We start from the raw sequence: 24,217 nt of genomic DNA, 5'->3' as shown, positions 1-24,217 counted from the left end.
ATGGCCAGCCTCAAGGAAATGCGCAATCGGATCGGAAGCGTGAAAGCCACGCAGAAGATCACGAAAGCCATGCAGATGGTCGCCGCGGCCAAGCTGAAGCGCGCCCAGGATCAGGCCGAGAGCGCCCGTCCCTATGCGCGCAAGATGGCCTCGGTCATCGCCAATCTGGCCGCCGGCGTGTCGGGCGACGACGCCCCGCGTCTGCTGGCGGGGACCGGCGCCGACCAGCGCCACCTGGTCGTGGTGGCCACGGCGGACAAGGGTCTGGCCGGCGGCTTCTCCACCAATGTGGTCCGCGCCGCGCGCGAGCGCATCAGGGCCCTGATCGCCCAGGGCAAGGACGTGCAGATCATCGCCGTGGGCCGCAAGTCCCGCGATCAGCTGTCGCGCCTGTTCGCCGACCGCATGAAGCACACCTTCGAACTGAGCGATCACAAGACCATCGGCCTGGCCTCGGCCCAGCCGATCGCCGAAATGATCGCCGAGGCGTTCGAGAACGGCGAGGCCGACGTGGTCACCCTGTTCTACAGCCGCTTCCAGTCCGTGATCGCCCAGGTGCCGACCGCCAAGCAACTGATTCCCTCTGTCGTCGAGGCCGACGCCGAGCCGGTGGACCTGAACGGGGCGGTCTATGAATACGAGCCCTCGGAAGAGGAAATCCTCGAGACCCTGCTGCCGCGCAACCTGACCACCCAGATCCTGGCCGCCCTGTACGAGAACCAGGCAGGCTTCTTCGGCTCGCAGATGGCGGCGATGGACAACGCCACGCGCAACGCCGGCGACCTCATCAACGCCCTGACCCTGCAGTACAACCGCAAACGCCAGGCCCAGATCACCACCGAACTGATCGAGATCATCGCCGGCGCCGAAGCCCTCTGATCCCGACCGCACAGACACTCCGATACGGACCCCAGCCATGACCGACACCGTCGCCCCCAAGAAGCCCGCCGCCAAGAAGGCTCCCGCAGCCCGCAAACCCGCCGCCGCCAGGGCGTGGGCCGCGCCCGGGGCCGCCGTGTCCGGCGCCACTGGCAAGATCGCCCAGGTGATCGGCGCCGTCGTGGACGTGGAATTCACCGGCCCCCTGCCGGCGATCCTCAACGCCCTGGAAACCCAGAACGTCGACCAGAAGACGGGCGAGCCCTTCACCCTGGTTCTGGAAGTCGCCCAGCACCTGGGTGAGAACATGGTCCGCACCATCTCCATGGACACCACCGAGGGTCTGACCCGCGGCCAGCCCGTGACCGACACCGGCTCGTCCATCCAGGCCCCGGTCGGCCCCGGCACCCTGGGCCGGATCATGAACGTGGTGGGCGCGCCCATCGACGAGCAGGGCCCGATCAAGACCACTGAGTTCCGCCCGATCCACAAGGAGGCGCCCTCGTTCGAGGAGCAGTCCACCTCGTCGGAAATCCTGGTCACGGGCATCAAGGTCATCGACCTGATGTGCCCCTACACCAAGGGCGGCAAGATCGGCCTGTTCGGCGGCGCCGGCGTGGGCAAGACCGTGACCATGCAGGAGCTGATCAACAACATCGCCAAGGCCTACGGCGGCTACTCGGTGCTGGCCGGCGTGGGTGAGCGCACCCGCGAGGGCAACGACCTGTATCACGAGATGATCGAGTCCAACGTCAACGTGGACCCGGCAAAGAACGGCGGCTCCACCGAAGGCTCCAAGTGCGCCCTGGTGTACGGCCAGATGAACGAGCCTCCCGGCGCCCGCGCCCGGGTCGCCCTGACCGGCCTGTCCATCGCCGAGTACTTCCGCGACGAGGAAGGCAAGGACGTGCTGCTGTTCGTGGACAACATCTTCCGCTTCACCCAGGCCGGTTCCGAAGTGTCCGCCCTGCTGGGCCGCATCCCCTCGGCCGTGGGCTATCAGCCCACCCTGGCCACCGAGATGGGCAACCTGCAGGAGCGCATCACCTCCACCCGCAAGGGCTCGATCACCTCGGTGCAGGCCATCTACGTCCCCGCCGACGACCTGACCGACCCCGCGCCCGCCGCTTCCTTCGCCCACCTGGACGCCACCACGGTTCTGAACCGCGACATCGCCGCCCAGGCCATCTTCCCGGCCGTGGACCCGCTGGACTCCACCTCGCGGATCATGGACCCGCTGGTGATCGGCGAGGAGCACTACAACGTGGCCCGTTCGGTCCAGGAAGTGCTGCAGCAGTACAAGGGCCTGAAGGACATCATCGCCATCCTCGGCATGGATGAGCTGTCCGAAGAGGACAAGCTGATCGTCTCGCGCGCCCGCAAGATCCAGCGCTTCCTGTCGCAGCCGTTCTTCGTGGCCGAGCAGTTCACCAACTCGCCCGGCAAGTTCGTGGAACTGGCCGACACCATCCGCAGCTTCAAGGGCATCGTCGCCGGCGAATACGACCACCTGCCGGAAGCCGCCTTCTACATGGTCGGCCCCATCGAGGAAGCCGTCGAAAAGGCCAACAAGCTGGCCGCGGACGCGGCGTAGTCATGGCTGGCAAACTGAACTTCTCGCTCGTCTCGCCGGAACGCGAGGTCTTTTCGGGCCTGGTGGATCAGGTGGACGCGCCGGGCGTGGAGGGCGACTTCGGCGTCCTGCCCGACCACGCGCCGTTCATGACCGCCCTGCGCGAGGGGGCCGTGACCATTCGTGACGGCGCCGCGGTGCGGCGGTTCGCGGTCAAGGGCGGTTTCGCCGACGTCAACGCCGCCGGCCTGACCATCCTGGCCGAGGAAGCCGCCGAGATCATCGCCGCCTGATTTCTGCCGGACGACGACTTGAGGCTCCGCGTCGCGGCGACGCGGAGCCTTTTTCGTGCGCGCCGTCCGCAGGCCGCGCAATTGTCCGATAAATCGAAAAATATCCGCGCTTCGCCACCATGCGGTCATGACCCGTAAGGAAACAGCGGCTATATGACCATGGACGCCCCGCCCCATGCGCAGACGTGCGATCCGGGCTTTGACGGGATGCGTCCGAAGGGACGAGAAGCGATACGATGGCGGACGATGCGGGTCGGCTGAACCAGGTCTTTGCCGAGACCTCCTTCCTTTACGGCGCCAACGCCGGGTTCATCGAGGAACTCCATGCGAAGTGGGCCGACAATCCCGCTTCGGTCTCGGGCGAATGGCGCGCCTTTTTTGATCAGTTGCGTGACCGCGCAGATCAGGTGAAGGAAGCCGCCGGGGCCGGCGCGTGGGGCCGCAAGCCCGTCACCGAACCCACCGACGAACTGGGCGCCATGGACGGCCGCTGGCCCGCGCCAAAGGCGGATCCGAAAAAGCCCGGCGCCAAGGCCGCGCCCGCCGCAGCCCCTGCCGCCGCGCCCTCGGTCACCGGGGAAGAGATCCGCGCCGCGGCCCACGATTCCATCCGCGCCCTGATGCTGATCCGGGCCTACCGCATCCGCGGCCACCTCCAGGCCAATCTGGACCCGCTGGGCATCGAGCCGCCGATCCAGAACCCCGAGCTGACGCCCGAGTTCTGGGGCTTCACCGAGGCCGACATGGACCGGCCGATCTTCATCGCCAATGTGCTGGGGATGGAAAGCGCCACCCTGCGCGAGATCATCGAGATCCTGCGCCGGACCTACTGCGGCAATCTCGGCATCCAGTACATGCACATCGCCGAGCCCGAGGAGAAGGCCTGGCTGCAGGAGCGCATCGAGGGGCGGGACAAGGAGGGCAATGATCGCGAGATCACCTTCACCGCCAACGGCAAGCGCGCCATCCTGTCCAAGCTGATCGAGGCCGAGACCTTCGAGCGCTTCCTGCACAAGCGCTTCCCCGGCACCAAGCGCTTCGGTCTGGACGGCGGCGAGGCCATGGTCCCGGCGCTGGAGCAGGTCATCAAGCGCGGCGGCGCCATGGGCGTCGATGAAATCGTGCTGGGCATGGCCCACCGGGGCCGTCTGAACGTGCTGGCCGCCGTCATGGGCAAGCCCTACGAGGTCATCTTCCACGAGTTCCAGGGCGGCAGCTCCATGCCGTCAGACATCGAGGGCTCGGGCGATGTCAAATACCACATGGGCGCCTCGTCGGACCGCGAGTTCGACGGCAACAAGGTGCACCTGTCCCTGACCGCCAACCCCTCGCACCTGGAGATCGTCAACCCGGTGGTGCTGGGCAAGGCGCGCGCCAAGCAGGCCCACGACATCCGCGAGGCCAACGCCGGCCGGGCCGAGGCCGAATGGGCGCTGGACCGCTCCAAGGTCATGCCCCTGCTGATCCACGGCGACGCGGCCTTCGCCGGCCAGGGCGTGGTGGCCGAATGTTTCGCCCTGATGGGCCTGAAGGGATACCGCACCGGCGGCACCATCCACTTCATCATCAACAACCAGATCGGCTTCACCACCAGCCCGCGCAACAGCCGGTCCAGTCCCTATCCGTCGGACGTGGCCCTGATGGTCCAGGCGCCGATCTTCCACGTCAACGGGGACGATCCCGAGGCCGTGGTGTTCGCCGCCAAGGTGGCGGCCGAGTTCCGCCAGATCTTCAAGAAGGACGTGGTGGTGGACATGTTCTGCTACCGCCGCTTCGGCCACAACGAGGGTGACGATCCCACCTTCACCCAGCCGCTGATGTATTCGAAAATCCGGGCCCAGCCGTCCACGCGCGAGATCTACACCCAGCGCCTGATCGACGAGGGCGTGCTGACCCAGGCCGACGTGGACGCGGAGATCGAGGCGTTCGAACAGTTCCTCGACAAGCAGTTCGAGGCCGGCAAGACCTACAAGGCCTCCAAGGCCGACTGGCTGGACGGCCAGTGGAAGGGTCTGGGTCTGCCCGAGGGCGACGAGCGGCGCGGCGAGACCGGAATTCCGGCGGACAAGCTGCGCGAGTATGGCCACCGCCTGACCACCGTTCCCAATCAGGTGGACATCCACAAGACGCTCAAGCGCGTCATGGACGGCCGCCGCCAGATGATCGAGACCGGCGAGAACATCGACTGGGCCACGGCCGAGAGCCTGGCCTTCGCCGGTCTGCTGGACGAGGGCTTCCCGGTGCGCCTGTCCGGCCAGGACTCCATGCGCGGCACCTTCAGCCAGCGCCACTCCGGCGTTATCGACCAGACCACCGAGGACCGCTACGTCCCCCTCAATAACCTGCGTGAAGGCCAGGCCCAGTTCGAGGTGATCGACTCGGCCCTGTCCGAGGAGGCGGTGCTGGGCTTCGAGTACGGCTACGCCCTGTCGGACCCCAACACCCTGGTGCTGTGGGAGGCCCAGTTCGGCGACTTCGTGAACGGCGCCCAGGTGGTGATCGACCAGTTCATCACCTCGGGCGAGCGCAAATGGCTGCGCATGTGCGGCCTGACCATGCTGCTGCCCCACGGCTACGAAGGGCAGGGGCCTGAGCACTCCTCGGCCCGTCTGGAGCGCTTCCTGCAGGCCTGCGCCGAGGACAACATCCAGGTGGCCAATTGCACCACCCCGGCCAACTATTTCCACATCCTGCGCCGCCAGATGCACCGGCCGTTCCGCAAGCCGCTGATCATCATGACGCCCAAGTCGCTGCTGCGTCACAAGAAGGCGGTGTCGTCCCTGAACGACCTGGCCGAGGGCTCGACCTTCCATCGGGTGCTGCACGACGACGCCCAGACCCGGCCCGAAATGGCGGGCGTCAAGATCAAGGCCGACAAGGACATCCGCCGGGTCGTGCTGTGCTCGGGCAAGGTCTATTACGACCTGCTGGACGCCCGCGAGAAGGCAGGCGCCAACGACATCTATCTGATGCGTCTTGAGCAGTTCTATCCCTGGCCCATGAAGTCCCTGATGACCGAACTGGCCCGCTTCCCGAACGCTGACCTCGTCTGGTGTCAGGAAGAGCCCAAGAACATGGGCGGCTGGACCTTCGTGGATCCGTGGCTGGAGCTGACCCTGGACAAGCTGGACATCAAGGCGAAGCGCGCCCGATATGTGGGCCGTCCCGCTTCCGCCTCCACCGCCGCCGGACTGATGAGCCGCCACCTCAAGGAGCTGGAAGCCTTCCTCTCCGAAGCCCTCGCCTGAACCGCCGCCTGACCTCGCCCGCTCGACTTGCCCGACTGATCACGAAAGATACTGGACCTTCCCATGGCCGACATTCTCACCCCCACCCTCGGCGAATCCGTTTCGGAGGCGACCGTCGCCAAGTGGACAAAGAAGGCCGGCGACGCGGTGAAGAAGGACGAACTGCTGGTGGAGCTGGAGACCGACAAGGTCTCGCTGGAAGTGGTGGCCCCCGCCGACGGCGTGCTGGCCGAGATCACCGCCGGTGAAGGCGACACGGTCACTGCCGGCGCCGTGCTGGGCAAGGTGACCGAGGGCGGCGCGGCCGCCCCCGCCAAGGATGCGCCCGCCAAGGACGCCCCCAAGGCTGAAGCCAAGGCCGAAGCCAAGCCCGCCAAAGCCGCCGCCAGGGCCGAAACCATCGACCTGACCACCCCCACCATGGGCGAGAGCGTGGCCGAGGGGACCATGGGCGCCTGGCTCAAGAAGGCCGGCGACGCGGTGAAGAAGGACGAGGTCCTGGTCGAGATCGAGACCGACAAGGTGGCGGTGGAGGTCTCCTCGCCCGCCGACGGCGTGCTGGCCGAGATCACCGCCGAACAGGGCGCCACCGTCACCCCCGGTCAGGTGATCGGCAAGGTGGCTGTGGGCGACGGCGCCGCCGCTTCCGCGCCCTCTGCGGCCCCGGCCAACACCGGCAGCGCCCAGCTGGCCGACAAGGGCGGCGACGCACCCCACCTGTCGCCCTCGGTGCAGCGCATCGTGACCGAGAAGAACCTGGACCCGAAGGCCATCCAGGGCTCGGGCAAGGACGGCCGCATCCTCAAGGGCGACGCCCTTGCCGCCGCCGACGCGCCGAAAGCCGCGCCGGCCTCGTCTCCGGCCCCCGCCGCGCCCCGCGCCACGGGCCCGCGCGAGGAGCGGGTCAAGATGACCCGCCTGCGCCAGACCATCGCCCGGCGCCTGAAGGAATCCCAGAACACCGCCGCCCAGCTGACCACCTTCAACGAGGTGGACATGACCGCGGTCATGGCCCTGCGCAGCGCCTACAAGGACAGCTTCGAGAAGCGTCACGGCGTCAAGCTGGGCTTCATGAGCCTGTTCGTGAAGGCGGTCGTCGCCTCCCTGAAGGAGATCCCGGCGGTCAACGCCGAGATCGACGGCACGGACATCATCTACAAGAACCACTATGACATCGGCGTGGCCGTGGGCACCGAAAAGGGCCTGGTGGTTCCGGTGCTGCGCGACGCCGACCAGCTGTCCCTGGCCGAGGTCGAGAAGGGCATCGCCGCCCTGGGCAAGGCCGCCCGCGACGGCGACCTGACCCTGGACCAGTTGCAGGGCGGCACCTTCACCATCACCAACGGCGGCATCTACGGTTCGCTGATGTCCACCCCGATCCTGAACATGCCCCAGTCCGGCATCCTGGGCATGCACAACATCGTCCAGCGTCCGGTGGCGGTGAACGGCGAGGTGAAGATCCGCCCGATGATGTACCTGGCCCTCAGCTACGATCACCGCATCGTGGACGGCAAGGAGGCGGTGACCTTCCTGGTGCGCATCAAGGAAAACCTCGAGGATCCCCAGCGCTTCCTGCTGGACCTCTGATCCCGTCGAAGTCCGGCGCTCTACGGTGACGGGCATGGCCGTGCTATCCTGAGGCCATGTCCATCGAGGTCGGCCGTTTCCATGATCTGCACGAGGCCGAACTGGCCGCGGCCCTGCTGCGCTCGGCCGGCATCCGGGCCGAGGTGGCCGACCATCACCTGATCGGCATGCATCCGCTGATGCAGCGTGCGGTGGGCGGCCTGCGGGTGATGGCGCCCGACGATGAAGCCGCCGACGCGCGCGCCATCCTGGCCCGGGTGCAGGCGGGCGAGTTCCTGTCAGACGAGCCCGACGACCTTCCAGCCGCCGGCGACGTTCCGGCGCGCGACCTGGGGCTGGCGCTGGGGGTGCTGGCCGCGCCCTGGGCTGCGGCGGGCATGACGGGCGCCCGGCGCAGCGTCTCGGTACGCCGCCGCTACGCGCCCCTCGCCATCCTGTTGCTGGTCGCCGTCCTCGTGGGCCTGCCGCTGCTGCTGCGCGTCCTGGCCTGACGCCGCTTCGGTCAACCGTTTGCCGTGATCGGGCGTTAGGGACGGTCATGGCCCGTCTCATCCTGACCCTTCTGATCCTGGTGTTCGCCACCCCCGCGACCGCCCAGGCGTTCCAGTCCGACCGCATCACCGTGACCGCGCGGGGCGCCGGGCCTGACGTGATCCTGATCCCCGGCCTGGCCTCAACGCCCGCCGTGTGGGACGCAACGGTGCGGGCGCTGGAAGACAGCCATCGGGTGCATGTGGTGGGCGTCAACGGTTTCGGCGACGCGCCCGCCGGCGCCAACGCGCGCGGCCCCCTGACCGCCGCCATCGCCAATGAGGTGCGTCGCTACATGGCTGAACAGGGGCTGGAGCGCCCCGCCGTCATCGGCCACTCCATGGGCGGCCAGATCGCCCTGAAGATGGCCGCTGACGCCCCCGGCCGCATCGGCCGGGTCATGGTGGTGGATTCCTCGCCCTTCTTTCCGTCCCTGATCAACGGCCGGGCCACCACCGCCGATGTGGCCCCGATCGCCGAGGTGGCGCGCACCGCGGTCCTGTTCCTGGGCGATCAGGTGCTGCGCCAGCAGGCCGGCGCGGTGGGCGCGCGGCTGGGCGGCGCCACAGACGCCGTGGTGGGCGCCATGGGCTGGCAGGGCGGCGACCGTCGCGTTCTGGCCCAGGGCATCTATGAGGTCATGACCACCGACCTGCGCGCCGATCTCGCCCGCGTCACGGCCCCGGTCACCGTGGTCTATGGCTGGAGCGAATCCGCCGACAGCCCGCGCCATCAGGTGGACCAGGGCTTCCGTCAGGGGTTTCTCAGGCTCCGCAACGCCGCCCGCTTCGAGCGTATCGAGGGGGCCGAGCACATGGTCATGATCGACCGCCCCCGGGAGTTCCTGGCCTCGGTGAACCGGTTCCTCGCGCCCTGACTCCCCGCTTCTAGAACAGATCGCCCTGTTTCGTGGGCGGCGGGGGCGTTCTGACCGGCGCCGTCTTGCGCGCAGGCCCCGACCCGCCGTCCACCACGGCGTTGCGGTCGCCGTCCTCGAACACCAGCCGGACCGGCTGCCCCGCCTGCAACGTTGCGGCGGACCGCACCAGGGCGCCGTCCTCGGCGTGGACGCGGGCGAAGCCGCGCTTTAACGGCCCGTCCGGGTTCAGGCTCTCGTACAGGCGGCTGATGCGGCCCAGCCGGTCCGCCTCGCGGGGAATGACCCGGCCCAGCGCCCCGGTCATGCGCGCGTCCAGACTGCCGAGCCGCTCGGCCTGATGGCGGATGGGCCGCATCAACAGGCCCGGCGTCAACCGCGATGCCGCGCGCACCAGCTCCCGTTCGTGGATGGCCGCATTGCGGGTCAGCCCCGACGCCAGCCTGCTCGAGGCATGGTCCAGCCGCTGTTGCGCCAGGGCGATCAGGTCCTCGGGCCGGGCGGGCAGACCGCGCGCCGCCGCCCTCAGGCGCGTCCGCCGATCCTCCAGCACCCGCGAGCCGCACCGGAACAGCCGCCGCTCCATGTCCGCCACCGCCGCCTTCAGGTCCGCCAGCACCGGCGTGGCCATCTCGGCGGCGCCGGTGGGCGTCGGCGCGCGCCGGTCCGACACGAAATCGATCAGAGTGGTGTCGGTCTCGTGCCCCACCGCCGAAATGATCGGCAGGCTCGCCTCGGCCACCGCGCGGGCCAGGGCCTCGTCGTTGAAGGCCCACAGGTCCTCCACCGAGCCGCCGCCGCGCGCCACGATCAGCACGTCCGGGCGCGGGATCGGCCCGCCCGGCGTCATGGCGTCGAAGCCGCGCACCGCCGCCGCCACCTGGGCCGCCGCCGCATCGCCCTGCACCACGCAGGGCCAGACGATGACCCGGCAGGGCCAACGCTCGGCGATCCGGTGCAGGATGTCGCGGATCACCGCGCCGGTGGGGCTGGTGATGACCCCCACCACCGCCGGAAAGGCCGGGATGGGCCGCTTGCGGGCCGGATCGAACAGGCCTTCGCCGTGCAGCTTCGCCTTCAGCCGCTCCAGTTGCGCCAGAAGGGCCCCGGCCCCGGCCGGCTCCATGCTGTCGATGACGATCTGATAGGACGACCTTGCCGGATAGCTGGTGATCTTGCCGGTGACGATGACCTCCAGCCCGGTTTCGGGCTGAACCTGCAGTCCCCGCACCACGCCCTTCCACACCACACCGTCGATGGAGGACCGGTCGTCCTTCAGGGTCAGATAGACGTGGCCGGACGCGTGCCGGTTCACCTTGGAAATCTCGCCGCGCAGCCGCACATGGCCGAACCGCTCCTCCAGCGTCCGCTTCAGCGCGAAGCTGAGCTCGGAGATCGACAGCGGCGGATTGTTGTCGCGGGGATCGGGGGCTGAATCGGCGTCCATATCCCCTTGTATCGGCCAGAACCGGGGAACGTCGATGGCCCCCACGAGTTGATCTGGTCGAACCCGAAACGCTGGAGGAAGCCAATGACTGTCCGAATGACCCTGTCCGCCGTCGCCGCCGTGAGCCTGCTGGGCGTCGCCGCCTGTGGCGACAATCAGGATGACGTGGTGCGCGCGCCCGACGTGGACGCCGCCGCCGCCGGTCAGGCGCAGCCGGTGACCGAGGGCGTCGCCCGTCACGTCACCGCCCTGGGCATGGACCGCGATCAGCTGGAGGATGCGGACCTGCTGTCGTCAGAGCGCACCAAGCTGGGCGAGGTCGAGGCCATCATCATCGACGACGACAACAACGTCACCGGCTTCGCGATCGATGTGGAAGGGCCCGGGGACCGCTATGTGGTCATCCCGGTCGATCAGGTCACCTCCATCGACATCGAGGGCGACCGCGATCTCCAGACGGCCCTGACGGCCGACCAGCTTAACGCCCTGCCGGCCTGGAACCGCGACACCATGCGCAGCCCCGAGCCGCGAAACGCCCCGGGGGCCACCTCGCCCACCGCCACCCAGGGCATGTAATCTGGACGAAGTCTGAACCCTGTCCGCGCTTGACCGGCCGCGTACGGCCGGTCATGTCGCGGGCATGAAAGTCCTTCTCGTCGGATCGGGCGGTCGCGAACACGCCCTGGCCTGGAAAATCCGCCAGTCGCCGCTGGTGACGTCTCTGGTCATTGCGCCGGGCAATCCCGGCATGGAGCGGCTGGGCGAGCTCGTCCCGGTCAAGGCCGACGACGCCGAGGGGCTGGCCGCCCTCGCCCGCGAAATCCGCGCCGATCTCGTGGTGGTGGGCCCCGAGATGGCTTTGGCCGCCGGGCTGGCCGACCGGCTCGCGGCGGCTGGCATCCCGTGCTTCGGGCCCACCGCCAAGGCCGCCCAGCTCGAAACCTCCAAGGCCTTCGCCAAGGACTTTCTGGAGCGGCACACTATCCCCACCGCAGGCTACGGCGTCTATGAGACCCTGGCCGAAGCCAAACAGGCGCTGGACGTCTTCAAGCCCCCCTATGTGATCAAGGCCGACGGCCTCGCCGCCGGCAAGGGGGTGGCCATCAGCCCCGATCGCCGCGACGCCGAGGCCGAGATCGAGCGCATGCTGGGCGGCCGCTTCGGCGCCGCCGGATCGCGGGTCGTGATCGAGGAGTTCATGGACGGGGAGGAGGGGTCCCTGTTCGCCCTGTGCGACGGAACCCGGGCGGTGCTGCTGGGCGGCGCCCAGGATCACAAGCGCGCCTTCGACGGCGACATGGGTCCCAACACCGGCGGCATGGGCGCCTATTCCCCCGCCCCTGTCTTCACCCCCGACTTTGTTCAACAGGCCAATGACCGCGTGGTCGAGCCGACCATGGCGGGCATGGCGGCGGAGGGCGCGCCCTATCGCGGCGTGCTCTACGCCGGGCTGATGGCCACGTCGGAGGGCCCGAAGGTGGTGGAGTTCAACGCCCGCTTCGGCGATCCGGAATGCCAGGTGCTGATGATGCGTCTGGCCGGGGATATCGTGCCCCATCTGCTCGCCTGCGCCCGCGGCGACGTGTCGAAACTGCCGCCGCTGGAATTCCGTCCCGAGACGGTGATCTGCGTGGTGATGGCGGCAAAGGGCTATCCCGACAGCCCCCTGACCGGCTCGGTCATCCGCGGCGCCGAGCAGGACTTCGGCCCCGATGTGCAGGTCTTCCACGCCGGAACCGCCCGCAACAGGGACGGCGCGCTGACGGCGTCCGGCGGTCGGGTGCTGAACGTCTGCGCGCGCGGCGCCGACATCGCCCAGGCCCGCGAGCGCGCCTACGCCGCCATCAGCAGGATCGACTGGCCCGGCGGCTTCCACCGCTCCGACATAGGCTGGCGCGCGCTGGAGCGGGACGACGGCTGACGGTTCGGCGCTTTCGTGCTAAAACTGGCCCATGGCCGAGCCGCTGCCCGATCCGGAAGACGACCTGTTCGACACGCCCGATGAGGCGGCCGACGAGGCTGCAATGGCGCAAGGTGAAGCCGACATCGCAGCCGGTCGCTACATCAGCCATGACGCGGTGATGCGGTGGGTCGCATCGTGGGGAAGCGACGATCCGCTGCCTCCGCCCAGATGCGGCGACTGATCTGGGCGCCCAGGGCGCTGGTCGATCTCATCGAGATTCAGGTTTACCTGAACGGGTTCAACCCATCGGCCGCCCGACGCTTTTTCATAATGCTGAAGGCGGCTGGCGACAGCCTGAACGCGTTCCCTGAGCGCGGCCGACCCATCGGGAAAGGGCGCAGGGAACTGACGATCATCCCGCCCTATGTGATCCGGTACAGGGTGACCGATGTGGACGTGCGGATTCTCTCCGTTCGCCACGGCGCCAGACGGCCCAAACCCTAGGCCAGGGCGAACAGCAGCCGGCCCTCGCCCATGCGGTCGCGCACAGCCTGCAGGTCGGCGTGGGACAGCGAGAAACAGCCGTATGACCGGCCCAGCTTGCCTTCACGCTCCAGGAATGAAGGCTCCGCGTAGTCGGCGCCATGGACGATGATCGCCCGCTCGCGCGCGGCGGAGTTGGAGTACTCCAGCCCGTCCAGCAGCACATTGGGCCCCTGCTGCGGGCCCCAGTTCGGACCCGCGGTCACGAAGGACCCCACCGACGACATGTGGGAATCCCGCACATTGGAGAACTGGCGCGCGAAGCCCGAATGGGCCGGGTCCGAGCCGCGACCGTGGCTGGTGCGGAACGCCTGCACCCCGCCGGACTCCAGATTGACTTCGTAAAGCCGCGTCTCGCCGGAGAAGCGGGTGAAGTCCACCAGATACATGCGGTCCCGCGAGGGGATGCGATCGTGATGGAGGTCCAGCGCCGCCATGGCCCGGCTCATCAATTCCGGCCGCACCTGGCCGGTGGGATCCAGCGGCGGCCGCACCTGCACGGTCTGGATGGGGCGCGGGGCCAGGTCCAGAGACGGCGGCAGAACAACCTGTTGTACAGGCGAGGCTCCGGTGGAGGCGCATCCCGCCAGCGCCATGGCGCCGCCCGCGGCCAGTCCGCCTGTGATCAGTCCACGTCTCGATAGCCGCATGTGACGCCCTCAATGCGGTTTCAGCCCCTTGTTTCCATGTGTTTCACACCCTTCCGTCCTCGCGCAAGCGCGGCCTTGGCTTAAGGAGCGTCCTGCCTATGATGCCGCTCCGCCGGACGATCCTGCCCGGTGCGGACGAGGGTGTGCAGATGAAGCGGTTCTGGATGGCGATGGCGGCGGCGGCGATGGCGGCGTTTCCCGCCCTGGCGCAAGCCCCGCAAGGCACGACGGGCGCGCCATCGGGCCTGACGTATGTCCACGCGGGCCGTCTTCTGGCCGACCCCGCCACCGGTCGGGTCAGCGAGAATCAAACCCTCGTGATCGAGAACGGCCGCGTCCGCGAAATCCGCGACGGCTTCGTCGGCCAGGGAGATGTGATCGATCTGTCCGACCGCTTCGTCCTGCCCGGCCTGATCGACAGCCATGTGCACATCACCAGCCAGCAGGGGCCGAACAGCCGCATCGAGCGCTTCACCCGCAGCGCGGCGGACTCCGCCATGCAGGGCGCAGCCTACGCCCGCGTGACGCTGGAGGCCGGCTTCACCACCGTGGCCGATCTGGGCGGCATGAGCGAGGCGGTGGTGGCGCTGCGCAACGGCATCGCCGCCGGGCACATCCCCGGCCCCCGCCTGCTGGTGTCGGCCGGCGGGGTCACGCCCCACGGCGGCCACGGCGACGTCAGCGGGGTGCGCGAGGATCTGGTGCCGCATCTGCGCTCGGGGGGTGTCTGCTCCGGCGCCGACGACTGCCGCCGGGCGGTGCGAGAGCGGGTGCTGGCCGGCGCCGACATTATCAAGATCACCGCCACCGGCGGCGTGCTGTCCGACACCGCCGCGGGTCTGGGCCAGCAGTTCTCCAACGCCGAGCTGGAAGCCATCGTCGAGACCGCCCACTTCATGGGCCGCACCGTCACCGCCCACGCCCACGGGACCGACGGCATCAACAGCTTCCTGGCCGCGGGCGGCGACTCCATTGAACACGGCACCTATCTGGACGCCGACTCGATCCGCATGATGCGCTCGGGCGGCGCCTGGCTGGTGCCCACCCTGCTGGCGGGCGACTTCGTGGCCCGCGTGGCCTCGGGGCCGGACAATTTCCTCACCCCCAACCAGACCGCCAAGGCGCTCGAGGCCGGCCCCCTGATGCTGGACATGGCCCGCCGCGCCCACGAGGGCGGGGTGCGCATCGCCTTCGGCACCGATTCCGGCGTCTCGGCCCACGGCGACAACGCCCGCGAGTTCGCCCTGCTGGTGCGGGCCGGCCTGACCCCGCTGGAGGCCATCCAGGCCGCCACCGTCAACGCCGCCGAGCACTTCCGCCTTCAGGACCAGATCGGCCGCCTCGCCCCCGGCATGGCGGCCGATCTGATCGCGGTGGAGGGCGACCCCCTGACCGACGTCACCGAGCTGGAGCGCGTGGCCTTCGTCATGAAAGGCGGCGTGACCTATCTGGACTGATCACACCCCGAACAGCCACCAGATGGCCGCGCAGGTGGCGGCGCCGACGATGATCATCATGGGCACCCCGATCTTCAGGAAATCGGTGAAGCGGTAGTCGCCCGCCGCATAGACCAGGGTGTTGGTCTGGTAGCCGATGGGCGTGGCGAAGCTGGCCGAGGCCGCGAACATCACCGCCACCAGCAGCGGCCGCGCGTCGATGCCCATCTGCTCGGCCAGGCCGATGGCGATGGGGGTCATGATCACGGCCACGGCGTTGTTGGTCACCATCTCGGTCAGGATGGTGGTCAGGAAATACAGGCAGATCAGCACCACCAGCGGCGAGGCGTCGATCAGCAGCGGTGTCGCCCAGCCTACGATAAGGCCCACACTGCCGGCGTTCTGCAGGCCGATGCCGATGGCCAGCATGGAGAAGATCAGCACCAGCACATCCCCGTCAATGGCGCCCCAGGCGTCCTCCGGGTCGATGCAGCGGGTGACCAGAATCACCGCCACGGCGATGATGGCGGCCCCGGCGATGGGGATGATGCCGAACGCGGCGGCCAGCACCGTTCCCGCCAGCGCCGCGATGGCGATGGGCGCCTTGCTGCGTCGGAACGGCCGGCTTTGGGTTTCCCCCACGCCCATGAGCGTGCGGTTCTCGCGCAGGTCGGGCATGGTTTCCGGCGGGGCGGCGATCAGCAGGGTGTCGGCCGCGCGCACCCGCGCCCCGCCCATGTCCGGGCCGGGCAGGTGGTGCGACCGGGATACGCCCAGAATTCGCAGCTTCAATCGCGACAGCAGCGGGATTTCCGACAGTCGCCGCCCGATGCCCGGGTGGGTTGGGGCGATGGTGGCCTCGATGAAGGTGATGTCGTCGTCCTCGCCGCCGGGGTCTTCCTCGCCTTCCTTTTGCGTCAGGACGATGCCGCCGGTCAGACCGTTCATGCCGACGGTAAAGCCCGGCGCCCGGGCGAGGGTCTGGATTTCATGGGCCGGCGCAGACAGCAGGATGCGGTCGCCCTGCAGCAGGGCCTGGTTGTCCAGATCCTTGCGCAGGATGCGGCCGTCGCGCTTCAGGCCCACCACCTTTGTGTCGGACCGCTTCAGCAGGTTGATCTCGCCCAGCTTGCGCCCGATGCGGTCGCTGCCGTCGCGCACCAGCAGTTCGGTCAGAAAGATGTGCGCGTCCGCCTCGCCGTCGTCGGCGTCGTCTCGCCTCGGCAACAGGAATGGGCCCAGAATCGCCAGGGTCAGTACGCCGCTCAGCACCGTGACCAGACCCACCCCGGTGATCTCGAAGATGCCGAACGGCTCCATGCCCATGTCCCGCGCCACGCCGTCCACCAGCAGATTGGTGGAGGTGCCGATCAGGGTCAGGGTGCCGGACATGATCGACAGATAGGACAGCGGAATCAGCAGTCGCGTTGAGGCGATGGACAGGGCCTTGGCCAGCTTCTTGATCACCGGGATCAGGATGATCACCACGGGGGTGTTGTTCATGAAGGCGGGCGCGGTCAGTGCTCCGCCGAACACCCCCGCTGCGGTCACGCGCGGCCGCTCCTGGGCGCTGCGGGTCACCAGACCGAGCACGGCCTCGATGGCGCCTGTCCGCACCAAAGCGCCGGACAGGATGAACATGGCGGCGATGGTCACAGGGGCCGGATTGGCCAGCACCGACAGGGCCGAGGTCAGGGGCAGGAAGCCGACGATCATCATGATCGCGACCCCGCCCACGGCGATCACCGTCGGCGGCAGCCGCTCGCTGATGAAGGCCGCGAACAGCCCGACCAGAAAAGCCAGGCCGATCCAGGCGCTCCAGGCGTCGATGAAGGTGATGATGACGTCCAAGGCGGCCCCGCTTGTCGGAAGGCTCCGACTTGGCACGAAAGGCGCGGGCGTGCATCCGGTTCCGCGTTGACGCAACCCCCGTGGGCGCCTACCCCCAAGGCATGAGCACCCAGACCCTGCCCCATCCCATCGACGGCCTCGCCGCCGTGGCCGCCGACTACGACGTCCTGCTGTGCGACGTCTGGGGCGTGATTCACAACGGCCGCGAGCATTTCGCCCCGGCCCTGGACGCCCTGATCCGCTTCCGCGAGGGCGGCGGCAAGGTGGTGCTGATCTCCAACGCCCCGCGCCCCTCACAGGCCGTCGTGCCGCAACTGGACGGCCTGGGCGTGCCCCGCACGGCCTGGGACGCCTTCGTCACCTCCGGCGACGCCACCCGCGCCGAGCTGGGCCGCCGCGCGCCCGGCCCCGTCTGGGCCCTGGGGCCGGACCGGGACATGGCGCTGTACGAGGGGACGGGCGTGGCCGTGGCCGAGGGCCCGGACGGCGCCCGGTTCATCTGCTGCACCGGCCTGTACGATGACACCACCGAAGGGCCGCAGGACTATCGCGAGGCCCTGTCCAAGGCCGCCGCGCGGGATCTTGAGATGGTCTGCGCCAACCCCGACCGGGTCGTGCAGCGCGGCGACCAGCTGATCTACTGCGCCGGGTCGCTGGCGGATCTCTACGAGACCCTCGGCGGGCGCGTGACCATGGCCGGAAAGCCGTTCGGGCCCATCTATGATCTGGCCATGAAGGAAGCCGAGGCCCTGCTGGGCGCCAACGCCGACCGGTCCCGCGTCCTGTGCGTGGGCGACGGCGTGGTCACCGACGTCATGGGCGCCAACGGCCAGGGACTGGACTGCCTGTTCGTGGCCGCCGGCATCCACGGCGCCGCGGCGCAGGGGCCGGACGGCCGGGTCGACGCGGAAAAGGCGGGCGCGCTTCTGAAGGCCGAGACCACCTACGCCCGCTACACGATGCTGGACCTGGCCTGGTGAGGCTCGCCAAGCGGAGCTTACGGCGCTAGATCACCCCCATGACTGAGAAAAACCTTGTGGGGGCTCATCCCTCCGGCGGCTACATCCTCGACGAACTGCACGTCGGCATGACCGCTGAAAAAATCGTCGAGATGACCGAACAGCGGATCCAGCAGTTCGCCGACGCCTCGGATGACTTCAACCCCGTGCACATGGACGAGGCGTTCGCGTCGAAGACCGCCTATCGCGGCCGCATCGCCCACGGCCTGTTGTCGGCCTCGTTCGGCTCGGCGGTGGTGGGCACCATCCTGCCCGGCGCCGGCGCCATCTATCTGAGCCAGACCCTGTCCTTCGAAAAGCCGGTGCGCATCGGCGACCAGGTCACCGCCCGCGTCACCGTGGCCGCCGTCGATCTGGAATCCGCGCGGGTGACCCTCAAGACCGAGGGCTATATCGGCGACGCCTTCATCATGGGCGGCGAAGCCATCGTGCGGGTGCCGCGACGCCGTCGTCCCGCGAAGGACTGACTTGTCCGTCCGACTGATCAGCGACTGGCGAAACCTGCCTGCGGGCGACCGGGGCGCGGCGGTGGCGGTGGGCGCCTTCGACGGGGTCCACCGGGGCCATCAGGCGGTGATCGCCGAGGCGAAGGCGGCGGCCGACCGGTTGAACGCGCCGCTGGGCGTGGTCAGCTTCGATCCCCATCCGCGCCGCTTTTTTCAGCCCGAGGCCGCGCCCTTCCGCCTGATGACGCCGGACCAGATGGCCCGCGCTCTGGCGCCCCTTGGCGTGGACCGACTCTATCTTCTGCCTTTCGACGCCGAGATGGCGGGCATGAGCGATCGGGACTTCGCCGCTCAGGTGCTGCATGAGGGGCTCGGGATCGTCCACGCCGCGGTGGGCTTCGACTTCACCTTCGGCAAGGGCCGCTCCGGTTCGCCCCAGGCGCTTGAGGGCTATGGCCGGGAGATGGGCTTCACCGTCTCGGCCGCCCCGCGGGTGGACGACGCCGACGGGCTCAAGCTGTCGTCCAGCGCCGTGCGCGAGGCCCTCAAGGCCGGCGACATGGACCGCGCCGCCGCCATTCTGGGCCGGCCTTTCGCCCTGCAGGCCGAGGTGATCCACGGCGACAAGCGCGGCCGTGAGATGGGCGTGCCCACCGCCAACATGGCCTTGGGCGACTACATGCGCCCGGCCTACGGGGTCTACGCCACCCGCACCCGCCTTCCCGACGGCCGGGTGGTGGACGGCGTCTCCAGCCTGGGGGTGCGCCCCATGTTCCGCACCGAGGAGCCCATGCTGGAGGCCTGGCTGTTCGATTTCGACGGCGACCTCTACGGTCAGACGCTTGAGACCGAGCTGATCGCCTTCCTGCGCCCCGAGACGACCTTCGACGGCCTCGACGCCCTCAAGGCCCAGATCGACGCCGACGCCCAAGCTGCCCGGGCCATTCTGGCGGCCTGAGCAGCCGCGCTCAGACCTGTTTGATCCCCCGCCCTCCCGGGCGCCCTAGACTGCGGTCGCACGGGTCCGCGCCTTGAGCGGCCTGAAAGGGGGATTTCGGACAATTCGGACACTGTTTTTTCGGGTCCCGAATCTCAAGTCGGGGGTCCGATTTCGGACAATTCAGACAATTCAGACTGTGTTTTTTTCGCCCGGAGTCCGAAATCCCGCACGGCCGAGGACGGCGAGGAAGCCCGCCTCATCCTCGAAGCGCGCCCGCACCGGCCAGGCCGCGACCCGCCCGCGCCAGTCGGGCGGCAGGCGGACCCAGTCCTTCTCGGTGGTCACCAGCCCCGCGTCCTGATCCGCCGCCCGGGCCGCCAGCGCCTTCAGGTCCCCCTCGGCGAAGGCCGCATGGTCGGGGAAGGCGGCGAAGTCGATCAGGTCGCACCCGGCGGCCGTCAGGGCCCGCTCCACCTTCCACGGCTTGGCGATCCCCGCGAACCCCAGCTGTGGCCCGGGCGGCGGCGCCGCCGCGGCCTCCAGCCGGGCGACGAACACCGGCTTATCTTTGAATAAACTCAACAATTCCTGATCCGCCTCCGGCAAATCAGCCGGCAGCAGGACCACCACCGCGTCCGCCCGCGCCAGCCCGGCCTTCAGCGGCTCGCGCATGGGTCCGGCGGGGAACACCGCCCCGTCCCCGAAGGGCCACTCCCCGCCCCGCGTCTCCCCGTCCACCACGATCAGGGACAGGGCCTTGCTCAGGGTCGGGTTCTGATGGCCGTCGTCCATGACCACCACCGCCGCGCCCGCCTCCGCCGCCGCCCGCGCGCCCGCCGGGCGATCCTTCGCCACCCACACCGGGGCCACCCGGGCCAGCAACAGCGGCTCATCGCCCACGTCCCCGGCGGCATGCTGCGCGGGGTCCACCCGCACCGGCCCGGCCAGCCGCCCGCCATAGCCCCGCGTCAGCCCGTGGGCCTCCAAACCCTTGTCCCGCAACAGGCGCAGCACCTCACGCGCCACCGGCGTCTTGCCTGACCCGCCAACGGTCAGGTTGCCCACCGAGATCACCGGGATCCCCGCATCCACCGGGACAGTACGCGCCATGCGCCGCGCCGTCGCCCCGGCCCACAGCCAGGACAGGGGCTTCAGCAGGGTGCGAACGACGGGTGACGGCGCGCCCTCGCGCACATACCACCAGCGCGGCGTGTTCAGCTTCATGACGCCCTCCCGGCGGGCAGCAGGGGCGCCAGATGGCTCCACAGCCGGTCCAGCCCCGCGTCCGCCGCCATGGCCGCGCGCCGCGCCCGCTCGCCCACAGCCCGCGCCTTCACCGGGTCCTCCAGCAAGGGCGCGATCACAGGCGCGAGCTGCTCGGCGCGCTCCAGCCGGATCAGACCGCCCGCCCGCTCCAGATCGGCCGCCACGTCCGGCCAGTTGGCCATGTCCGGGCCGCAGACCGTGGGCTTGCCCAGCCGCGCGGGCTCCAGCGGATTGTGTCCGCCCGCGCCCGCATGGCCGATCACCGGCCCGAACGAGCCGCCCATGATCACCAGGTCGGACAGCGCCAGAAACAGCCCCATCTCCCCCAGGGTGTCGGCCAGATAGACGGCCGTGTCGGCCTCGATCGTCTCGCCCGCCGAACGTAGCGCCACCGCGCGCCCCTCGGCCCGCAGGGTCTGGGCCAGCCCGCCGCCCCGCTCGGGATGGCGCGGCATGAGGATCAGGAACGGCGGCTCCTCCAGCCCGTCCAGCGCCCGGGCGACGGCCCGCTCCTCGCCGGGATGGGTGCTGGCCGCAAGCACCACGGAGCGGTCGCCGATGGCGGCGCTCAGCTGGTCGAAGGCGCCTTTGTCGTGGGTCAGTGGCCCGCCCGCCAGTTTCAGATTGGCCCGGCCCTGCACCCGCCCGCCCAGCGCCTCGATGCGCGCCGCCGAGGCGTCGTCCTGGGGCAGGATCAGGTCGAAGGCCGACAGCAACGTGCGCGCAGCGCCGCGCATGCGGCCCCAGCCCGAGGCCGTCCTGTCGGTGATGCGCGCGCTGATCAGGGCCAGCCTGACGCCCCGCGCCTGCGCCGCGCCGATCAGATTGGGCCACAGCTCGCTCTCCACCAGCACGCCCAGCGCGGGCCGCCAGTGGTTGAGGAACCGCGCCGTGGCCAGCGGCCCGTCCACGGGCGCGTACTGATGGATGACACCGGGCGGCAGGCGCTCGGCCAGGATGCGCGCGGACGTCACGGTGCCGGACGTCACCAGAATCGCCACCTCAGGCCGCTCGGCGCGCAGCCGTCCGATCATCGGCAGCAGGGACAGGCTCTCGCCCACGCTGACCCCGTGCAGCCACACCAGCGGCCCGGAGGGACGGGGGATCGACGGACGGCCCAGCCGTTCATTGAGGCGCGCGGCGTCCTCCTTGCCCCGCCGCGCGCGCGCCGCCAGCAGGCGCGGCGCCAGCGACTCCACCCAGCCGGTGACGGCGCTGTAAGCTCTCAGGGACAGCGGAGCGCCCATGTGTCACTCCACCATGGCGTCAGCGCGCGCTTCGATGGCGGTCAGCCGCGCCGTCCATTCATCAACCACGGAGGCCGGGTCCGCGCCCCGCCCGATCTCGACCCGATCCCAAACCATGGCCCCGCGCCCCAGCGGCATGGGCAGCATCGCCCTGTCCCAGCTGTTCAGCCGGATAGCCGGACGACACGACAGGCCCAGCAGCAGCACCGGCGCGCCCGACATGCGCGCCATCACCGCCAGCCCTTCGCCCATCTCCCGCGCCGGGCCGCGCGGCCCGTCGGGCGTCACGGCCACGGCGCCGCCGGACTTCAGCCACTTCAGGGCGTCGCGCAGGGCCTGGGAGCCGCCCTTTGCCTTTTCCGGGCTCGCGGTCTTCTGGGACGAGCCGCGAATGGCGGGAAAGCCGAGACGGGCCACGGCGTCCGCGATGAACTGGCCGTCCGGGGACAGGGAGATCATCGCCCTGGGCGGCTGGCCGCGCTGGTGATCCCAGGCGGCGGGCGCAAGGGCCAGCCGCGAATGCCAGAAGGCGACGATGACCGGCCCGCCCTCGTCCCAGACGCCCTCCACCAGCTCGCGGTTCTCGTGGCGCCAGCGGATGGTGCCCAGGCACAGCCGCATCCAGCCAGCCATTATCCGGCTGAGAACCGCCTGCACACCCGGGTTGCGGATCGGCCTCACGAGCCCGCCTCGTCCGGCGCGGCGTCAAGGGATTGCTGGCGGGCCAGCCGCGCGTACAGACCGCCACGCCCCGCCAGTTCCGCGTGGGAGCCCGCCTCCACCACGCGTCCGGCCTCGATTACATAGATGCGGTCCGCGTTCTGAACCGTGGACAGGCGGTGGGCGATCATCAGGGTGGCGCGGCCCTGCATCAGCCGCTCCAGCGCCGCCTGCACCAGCGCCTCGCTCTCGGTGTCCAGGGCGCTGGTGGCCTCGTCCAGCAGCAGGATCGGCGCGTCCTTGAGGAAGGCGCGGGCGATGGCGATGCGCTGGCGCTGGCCGCCGGACAGGCGCAGTCCCGCCTCGCCGGCGCGGGTGTCGTACCCCTCGGGCAGGGCTGTGATGAACTCGTGCGCCGCCGCCGCCCGCGCCGCCGCCTCGATGTCTTCGCGGGAGGCGTCCGGACGGCTGTAGGCGATGTTGAAGGCGATGGTCTCGTCGAACAGGAACGGCTCCTGGGTCACCAGGGCGATGCGGTCGCGCAGCGCCTTCAGCGCCACATCCCGCACGTCCACGCCATTGATGCGCACCGCGCCGCCGGTGACGTCGTAGAACCGGGGCAGCAGGCTCAGGATGGTGCTCTTGCCGCCGCCGGACGGGCCGACCAGGGCCACCGTCTCGCCGGGGCTCACCCGGATGTCCACGCCGCTGAGCGTGGGGGCGGCCTGGGAATAGGCGAAGCTGACGTCCTCGAACCGGACCTCGCAGGGGCCGCCCGGCAGGTCGACCGGCTCGGCCGCCTCGCGAATCTCGGGCTGGATGTCCAGGGCCTCGAACAGGCGGCGGGCCGCCGTCAGGCCCTCGGCCAGCACGGTCTGCAGATTGCTCAGATTGCGCAGGGACTGGGCGGCGGCCAGCAGGATGCCGATGAAGGCGGTGAACTCGCCCACGTTCATCTCGCCCTGCTGCGAGCGCCAGCCGGCATAGGTCAGAACCGCGGCCACCACGAACATGGCCACCATCTCGCTGGTGGGGCCCGAGAACGCCTTGGCGTTGGCCCCCTTGATGACGAAGCGCTGGCGCCGGGCGATGACTTCGCCCACCCGGGCGTCCTCGGCGTCCTCGCGGTTCTCGATCTTGACCAGCCGCACCCCGTCCAGATTCTCCATCAGGGCGGTGGACAGCACCGTGGTCTCTGCCATGGCCCCCACGGCGGCCTTGCGCGCCTTCTTCGAGAACCGCCGCAGCACCAGGTTCACCGCCGGCATGCCGCACAGCACCACCAGCGCCAGCATGGGATCGATCCAGATCATGGAGGCGATCAGGGCGATCAGGGTCAGGCCGTGCTGGGTGTAGCTCACCGTGCCGGTGGTGAAGGCCTCGCGCACCAGATTGGCGTCGAACAGCACCGAGGAGACGAAGCCGCCCGAATGCTGGGCGCGCAGGCGGGCCAGGTCGGCGCGGATCATGCGGGCGAACAGCTGGCTCTGGATCTCGCCCACCACCCCGTGGCCCAGGCGGTTGACCAGATTGGCCTGGCCGATGGCGGCGGCGCCCCGGATCACCCCCACCCCGGCGATGGCGGCGGGGATCATCCACAGGGCGTCGGGGTCCTGATCCACGAACAGGCCGTTCACCGCCGGCTCCAGCAGCCGCAGGATCAGCGCGGTGGTTCCCGCCGTGATCGCCGCGCACAGCATGGCCAGGGCCAACCGGCCCTTTCGCTCGGACAGATAGTCGCGCCAGATGCGCGCCAGCAGGGGGCGCAGCGGCTGTCGCGCCTCGGGCGGGGTCACGGTCATGGCTTCCGGTCCGACGTCA

General features: G+C 69.6%; 22 protein-coding genes. 15 read left to right on the top strand and 7 right to left on the bottom strand.

Annotated features, from left to right (window positions below):
• From ACK4FB_RS06090 to ACK4FB_RS06060, 7 genes are all read left to right on the top strand, one after another.
• Complete coding sequence (locus tag ACK4FB_RS06090; RefSeq protein ID WP_409749184.1) at positions 1-879, top strand: F0F1 ATP synthase subunit gamma; 879 nt, start codon at positions 1-3, stop codon at positions 877-879.
• A 37-nt stretch (positions 880-916) separates the two neighbouring features.
• Positions 917-2,473 (top strand): F0F1 ATP synthase subunit beta, encoded by a 1,557-nt coding sequence (gene atpD / locus ACK4FB_RS06085; protein ID WP_409749181.1) that lies wholly within the window; start codon positions 917-919, stop codon positions 2,471-2,473.
• A 2-nt stretch (positions 2,474-2,475) separates the two neighbouring features.
• Positions 2,476-2,745 carry an ATP synthase F1 subunit epsilon gene (locus ACK4FB_RS06080; protein WP_409749178.1) on the top strand — a complete coding sequence of 90 codons (270 nt, stop codon included), beginning with the start codon at positions 2,476-2,478 and terminating at the stop codon, positions 2,743-2,745.
• A gap of 236 nt (positions 2,746-2,981) precedes the next feature.
• Positions 2,982-5,993: a 2-oxoglutarate dehydrogenase E1 component gene (locus ACK4FB_RS06075; protein WP_409749175.1), complete on the top strand. Its 3,012-nt coding sequence runs from the start codon at positions 2,982-2,984 to the stop codon at positions 5,991-5,993.
• A gap of 63 nt (positions 5,994-6,056) precedes the next feature.
• The gene (gene odhB / locus ACK4FB_RS06070; RefSeq protein WP_409749172.1) at positions 6,057-7,580 is read left to right on the top strand and encodes a 2-oxoglutarate dehydrogenase complex dihydrolipoyllysine-residue succinyltransferase; all 1,524 of its coding nucleotides are present in this window, start codon (positions 6,057-6,059) and stop codon (positions 7,578-7,580) included.
• Positions 7,581-7,636: 56 nt separating this feature from the next.
• Positions 7,637-8,071, top strand: a complete 435-nt coding sequence (locus ACK4FB_RS06065; RefSeq protein ID WP_409749169.1) for a putative signal transducing protein — start codon at positions 7,637-7,639, stop codon at positions 8,069-8,071.
• A gap of 47 nt (positions 8,072-8,118) precedes the next feature.
• Complete coding sequence (locus ACK4FB_RS06060; RefSeq protein WP_409749167.1) at positions 8,119-8,988, top strand: alpha/beta fold hydrolase; 870 nt, start codon at positions 8,119-8,121, stop codon at positions 8,986-8,988.
• Between the two features lie 10 nt (positions 8,989-8,998).
• Here the strand turns inward: ACK4FB_RS06060 and xseA are convergent, their stop codons facing one another.
• Complete coding sequence (xseA, locus tag ACK4FB_RS06055) at positions 8,999-10,435, bottom strand: exodeoxyribonuclease VII large subunit (RefSeq protein ID WP_409749164.1); 1,437 nt, start codon at positions 10,433-10,435, stop codon at positions 8,999-9,001.
• Positions 10,436-10,519: 84 nt separating this feature from the next.
• Here xseA and ACK4FB_RS06050 point away from each other — a divergent pair, with 84 nt between their 5' ends.
• The 4 genes from ACK4FB_RS06050 (at position 10,520) to ACK4FB_RS06035 (ending at position 12,842) form a co-directional block, all read left to right on the top strand.
• The gene (locus ACK4FB_RS06050; RefSeq protein WP_409749161.1) at positions 10,520-11,011 is read left to right on the top strand and encodes a PRC-barrel domain-containing protein; all 492 of its coding nucleotides are present in this window, start codon (positions 10,520-10,522) and stop codon (positions 11,009-11,011) included.
• Between the two features lie 64 nt (positions 11,012-11,075).
• Positions 11,076-12,356 (top strand): phosphoribosylamine--glycine ligase, encoded by a 1,281-nt coding sequence (gene purD / locus ACK4FB_RS06045; protein WP_409749158.1) that lies wholly within the window; start codon positions 11,076-11,078, stop codon positions 12,354-12,356.
• A gap of 31 nt (positions 12,357-12,387) precedes the next feature.
• Positions 12,388-12,579, top strand: a complete 192-nt coding sequence (locus tag ACK4FB_RS06040) for a CopG family transcriptional regulator (RefSeq protein WP_409749155.1) — start codon at positions 12,388-12,390, stop codon at positions 12,577-12,579.
• Positions 12,567-12,842, top strand: coding sequence for a type II toxin-antitoxin system RelE/ParE family toxin (locus tag ACK4FB_RS06035; RefSeq protein ID WP_409749152.1), 276 nt, complete (start codon positions 12,567-12,569; stop codon positions 12,840-12,842). The genes ACK4FB_RS06040 and ACK4FB_RS06035 overlap by 13 nt, the downstream gene beginning before the upstream one ends.
• On the opposite strand, the gene ACK4FB_RS06030 is transcribed toward ACK4FB_RS06035, so the two are convergent.
• Positions 12,839-13,531, bottom strand: coding sequence for a murein L,D-transpeptidase catalytic domain-containing protein (locus ACK4FB_RS06030; RefSeq protein WP_409749150.1), 693 nt, complete (start codon positions 13,529-13,531; stop codon positions 12,839-12,841). The two genes, ACK4FB_RS06035 and ACK4FB_RS06030, sit on opposite strands and share 4 nt — an antisense overlap.
• 149 nt (positions 13,532-13,680) lie before the next feature.
• Here ACK4FB_RS06030 and ACK4FB_RS06025 point away from each other — a divergent pair, with 149 nt between their 5' ends.
• Complete coding sequence (locus ACK4FB_RS06025; RefSeq protein WP_409749528.1) at positions 13,681-14,988, top strand: amidohydrolase family protein; 1,308 nt, start codon at positions 13,681-13,683, stop codon at positions 14,986-14,988.
• Here ACK4FB_RS06025 and ACK4FB_RS06020 read toward each other — a convergent pair whose 3' ends face one another.
• Positions 14,989-16,818 (bottom strand): SLC13 family permease, encoded by a 1,830-nt coding sequence (locus tag ACK4FB_RS06020; RefSeq protein ID WP_409749147.1) that lies wholly within the window; start codon positions 16,816-16,818, stop codon positions 14,989-14,991.
• Positions 16,819-16,919: 101 nt separating this feature from the next.
• On the opposite strand from ACK4FB_RS06020, the gene ACK4FB_RS06015 reads away from it, so the two are divergent.
• From ACK4FB_RS06015 to ACK4FB_RS06005, 3 genes are read left to right on the top strand one after another with little or no spacing between them, the layout of a single operon-like run.
• Positions 16,920-17,798, top strand: a complete 879-nt coding sequence (locus tag ACK4FB_RS06015; protein WP_409749144.1) for a TIGR01459 family HAD-type hydrolase — start codon at positions 16,920-16,922, stop codon at positions 17,796-17,798.
• 38 nt (positions 17,799-17,836) lie between these two features.
• Positions 17,837-18,304 (top strand): MaoC family dehydratase, encoded by a 468-nt coding sequence (locus tag ACK4FB_RS06010; protein ID WP_409749141.1) that lies wholly within the window; start codon positions 17,837-17,839, stop codon positions 18,302-18,304.
• Between the two features lies 1 nt (position 18,305).
• Positions 18,306-19,241, top strand: a complete 936-nt coding sequence (locus ACK4FB_RS06005) for a bifunctional riboflavin kinase/FAD synthetase (protein ID WP_409749138.1) — start codon at positions 18,306-18,308, stop codon at positions 19,239-19,241.
• 171 nt (positions 19,242-19,412) lie between these two features.
• On the opposite strand, the gene lpxK is transcribed toward ACK4FB_RS06005, so the two are convergent.
• The 4 genes from lpxK to ACK4FB_RS05985 are packed head-to-tail and all read right to left on the bottom strand — an operon-like array spanning position 19,413 to position 24,198.
• Entirely contained in the window at positions 19,413-20,447 is a 1,035-nt protein-coding gene (gene lpxK, locus ACK4FB_RS06000) for a tetraacyldisaccharide 4'-kinase (RefSeq protein ID WP_409749136.1), read from the bottom strand.
• Positions 20,444-21,736, bottom strand: coding sequence for a 3-deoxy-D-manno-octulosonic acid transferase (locus tag ACK4FB_RS05995; protein ID WP_409749133.1), 1,293 nt, complete (start codon positions 21,734-21,736; stop codon positions 20,444-20,446). The genes lpxK and ACK4FB_RS05995 overlap by 4 nt, the downstream gene beginning before the upstream one ends.
• A gap of 3 nt (positions 21,737-21,739) precedes the next feature.
• A complete protein-coding gene (locus ACK4FB_RS05990) occupies positions 21,740-22,417 on the bottom strand; it encodes a lysophospholipid acyltransferase family protein (protein WP_409749130.1) in 678 nt (225 codons plus the stop codon).
• Positions 22,414-24,198 carry an ABC transporter ATP-binding protein gene (locus ACK4FB_RS05985; protein ID WP_409749127.1) on the bottom strand — a complete coding sequence of 595 codons (1,785 nt, stop codon included), beginning with the start codon at positions 24,196-24,198 and terminating at the stop codon, positions 22,414-22,416. Before ACK4FB_RS05985 ends, ACK4FB_RS05990 begins: the two co-directional genes overlap by 4 nt.
• Positions 24,199-24,217: the final 19 nt, after the last annotated feature.

The sequence above is a fragment of the Brevundimonas sp. genome (assembly GCF_046299535.1).
Classification (GTDB): Bacteria; Pseudomonadota; Alphaproteobacteria; order Caulobacterales; family Caulobacteraceae; genus Brevundimonas.
Note: the sequence above shows the minus strand (reverse complement) of the source record. Positions and strands in the feature narration are given on the sequence as shown.

Coding starts and splice junctions, on each gene's coding strand:
- ACK4FB_RS06035 (WP_409749152.1), top strand. CDS start 12,567: ATGCGGCGACTGATCTGGGCGCCCAGGGCGCTGGTCGATCTCATCGAG.
- ACK4FB_RS05985 (WP_409749127.1), bottom strand. CDS start 24,198: ATGACCGTGACCCCGCCCGAGGCGCGACAGCCGCTGCGCCCCCTGCTG.
- ACK4FB_RS06030 (WP_409749150.1), bottom strand. CDS start 13,531: ATGCGGCTATCGAGACGTGGACTGATCACAGGCGGACTGGCCGCGGGC.
- xseA (WP_409749164.1), bottom strand. CDS start 10,435: ATGGACGCCGATTCAGCCCCCGATCCCCGCGACAACAATCCGCCGCTG.
- ACK4FB_RS06015 (WP_409749144.1), top strand. CDS start 16,920: ATGAGCACCCAGACCCTGCCCCATCCCATCGACGGCCTCGCCGCCGTG.
- ACK4FB_RS06090 (WP_409749184.1), top strand. CDS start 1: ATGGCCAGCCTCAAGGAAATGCGCAATCGGATCGGAAGCGTGAAAGCC.
- purD (WP_409749158.1), top strand. CDS start 11,076: ATGAAAGTCCTTCTCGTCGGATCGGGCGGTCGCGAACACGCCCTGGCC.
- odhB (WP_409749172.1), top strand. CDS start 6,057: ATGGCCGACATTCTCACCCCCACCCTCGGCGAATCCGTTTCGGAGGCG.
- ACK4FB_RS06010 (WP_409749141.1), top strand. CDS start 17,837: ATGACTGAGAAAAACCTTGTGGGGGCTCATCCCTCCGGCGGCTACATC.
- ACK4FB_RS05995 (WP_409749133.1), bottom strand. CDS start 21,736: ATGGGCGCTCCGCTGTCCCTGAGAGCTTACAGCGCCGTCACCGGCTGG.
- atpD (WP_409749181.1), top strand. CDS start 917: ATGACCGACACCGTCGCCCCCAAGAAGCCCGCCGCCAAGAAGGCTCCC.
- ACK4FB_RS06060 (WP_409749167.1), top strand. CDS start 8,119: ATGGCCCGTCTCATCCTGACCCTTCTGATCCTGGTGTTCGCCACCCCC.
- ACK4FB_RS06075 (WP_409749175.1), top strand. CDS start 2,982: ATGGCGGACGATGCGGGTCGGCTGAACCAGGTCTTTGCCGAGACCTCC.
- lpxK (WP_409749136.1), bottom strand. CDS start 20,447: ATGAAGCTGAACACGCCGCGCTGGTGGTATGTGCGCGAGGGCGCGCCG.
- ACK4FB_RS06025 (WP_409749528.1), top strand. CDS start 13,681: ATGAAGCGGTTCTGGATGGCGATGGCGGCGGCGGCGATGGCGGCGTTT.
- ACK4FB_RS06065 (WP_409749169.1), top strand. CDS start 7,637: ATGTCCATCGAGGTCGGCCGTTTCCATGATCTGCACGAGGCCGAACTG.
- ACK4FB_RS06080 (WP_409749178.1), top strand. CDS start 2,476: ATGGCTGGCAAACTGAACTTCTCGCTCGTCTCGCCGGAACGCGAGGTC.
- ACK4FB_RS06050 (WP_409749161.1), top strand. CDS start 10,520: ATGACTGTCCGAATGACCCTGTCCGCCGTCGCCGCCGTGAGCCTGCTG.
- ACK4FB_RS06040 (WP_409749155.1), top strand. CDS start 12,388: ATGGCCGAGCCGCTGCCCGATCCGGAAGACGACCTGTTCGACACGCCC.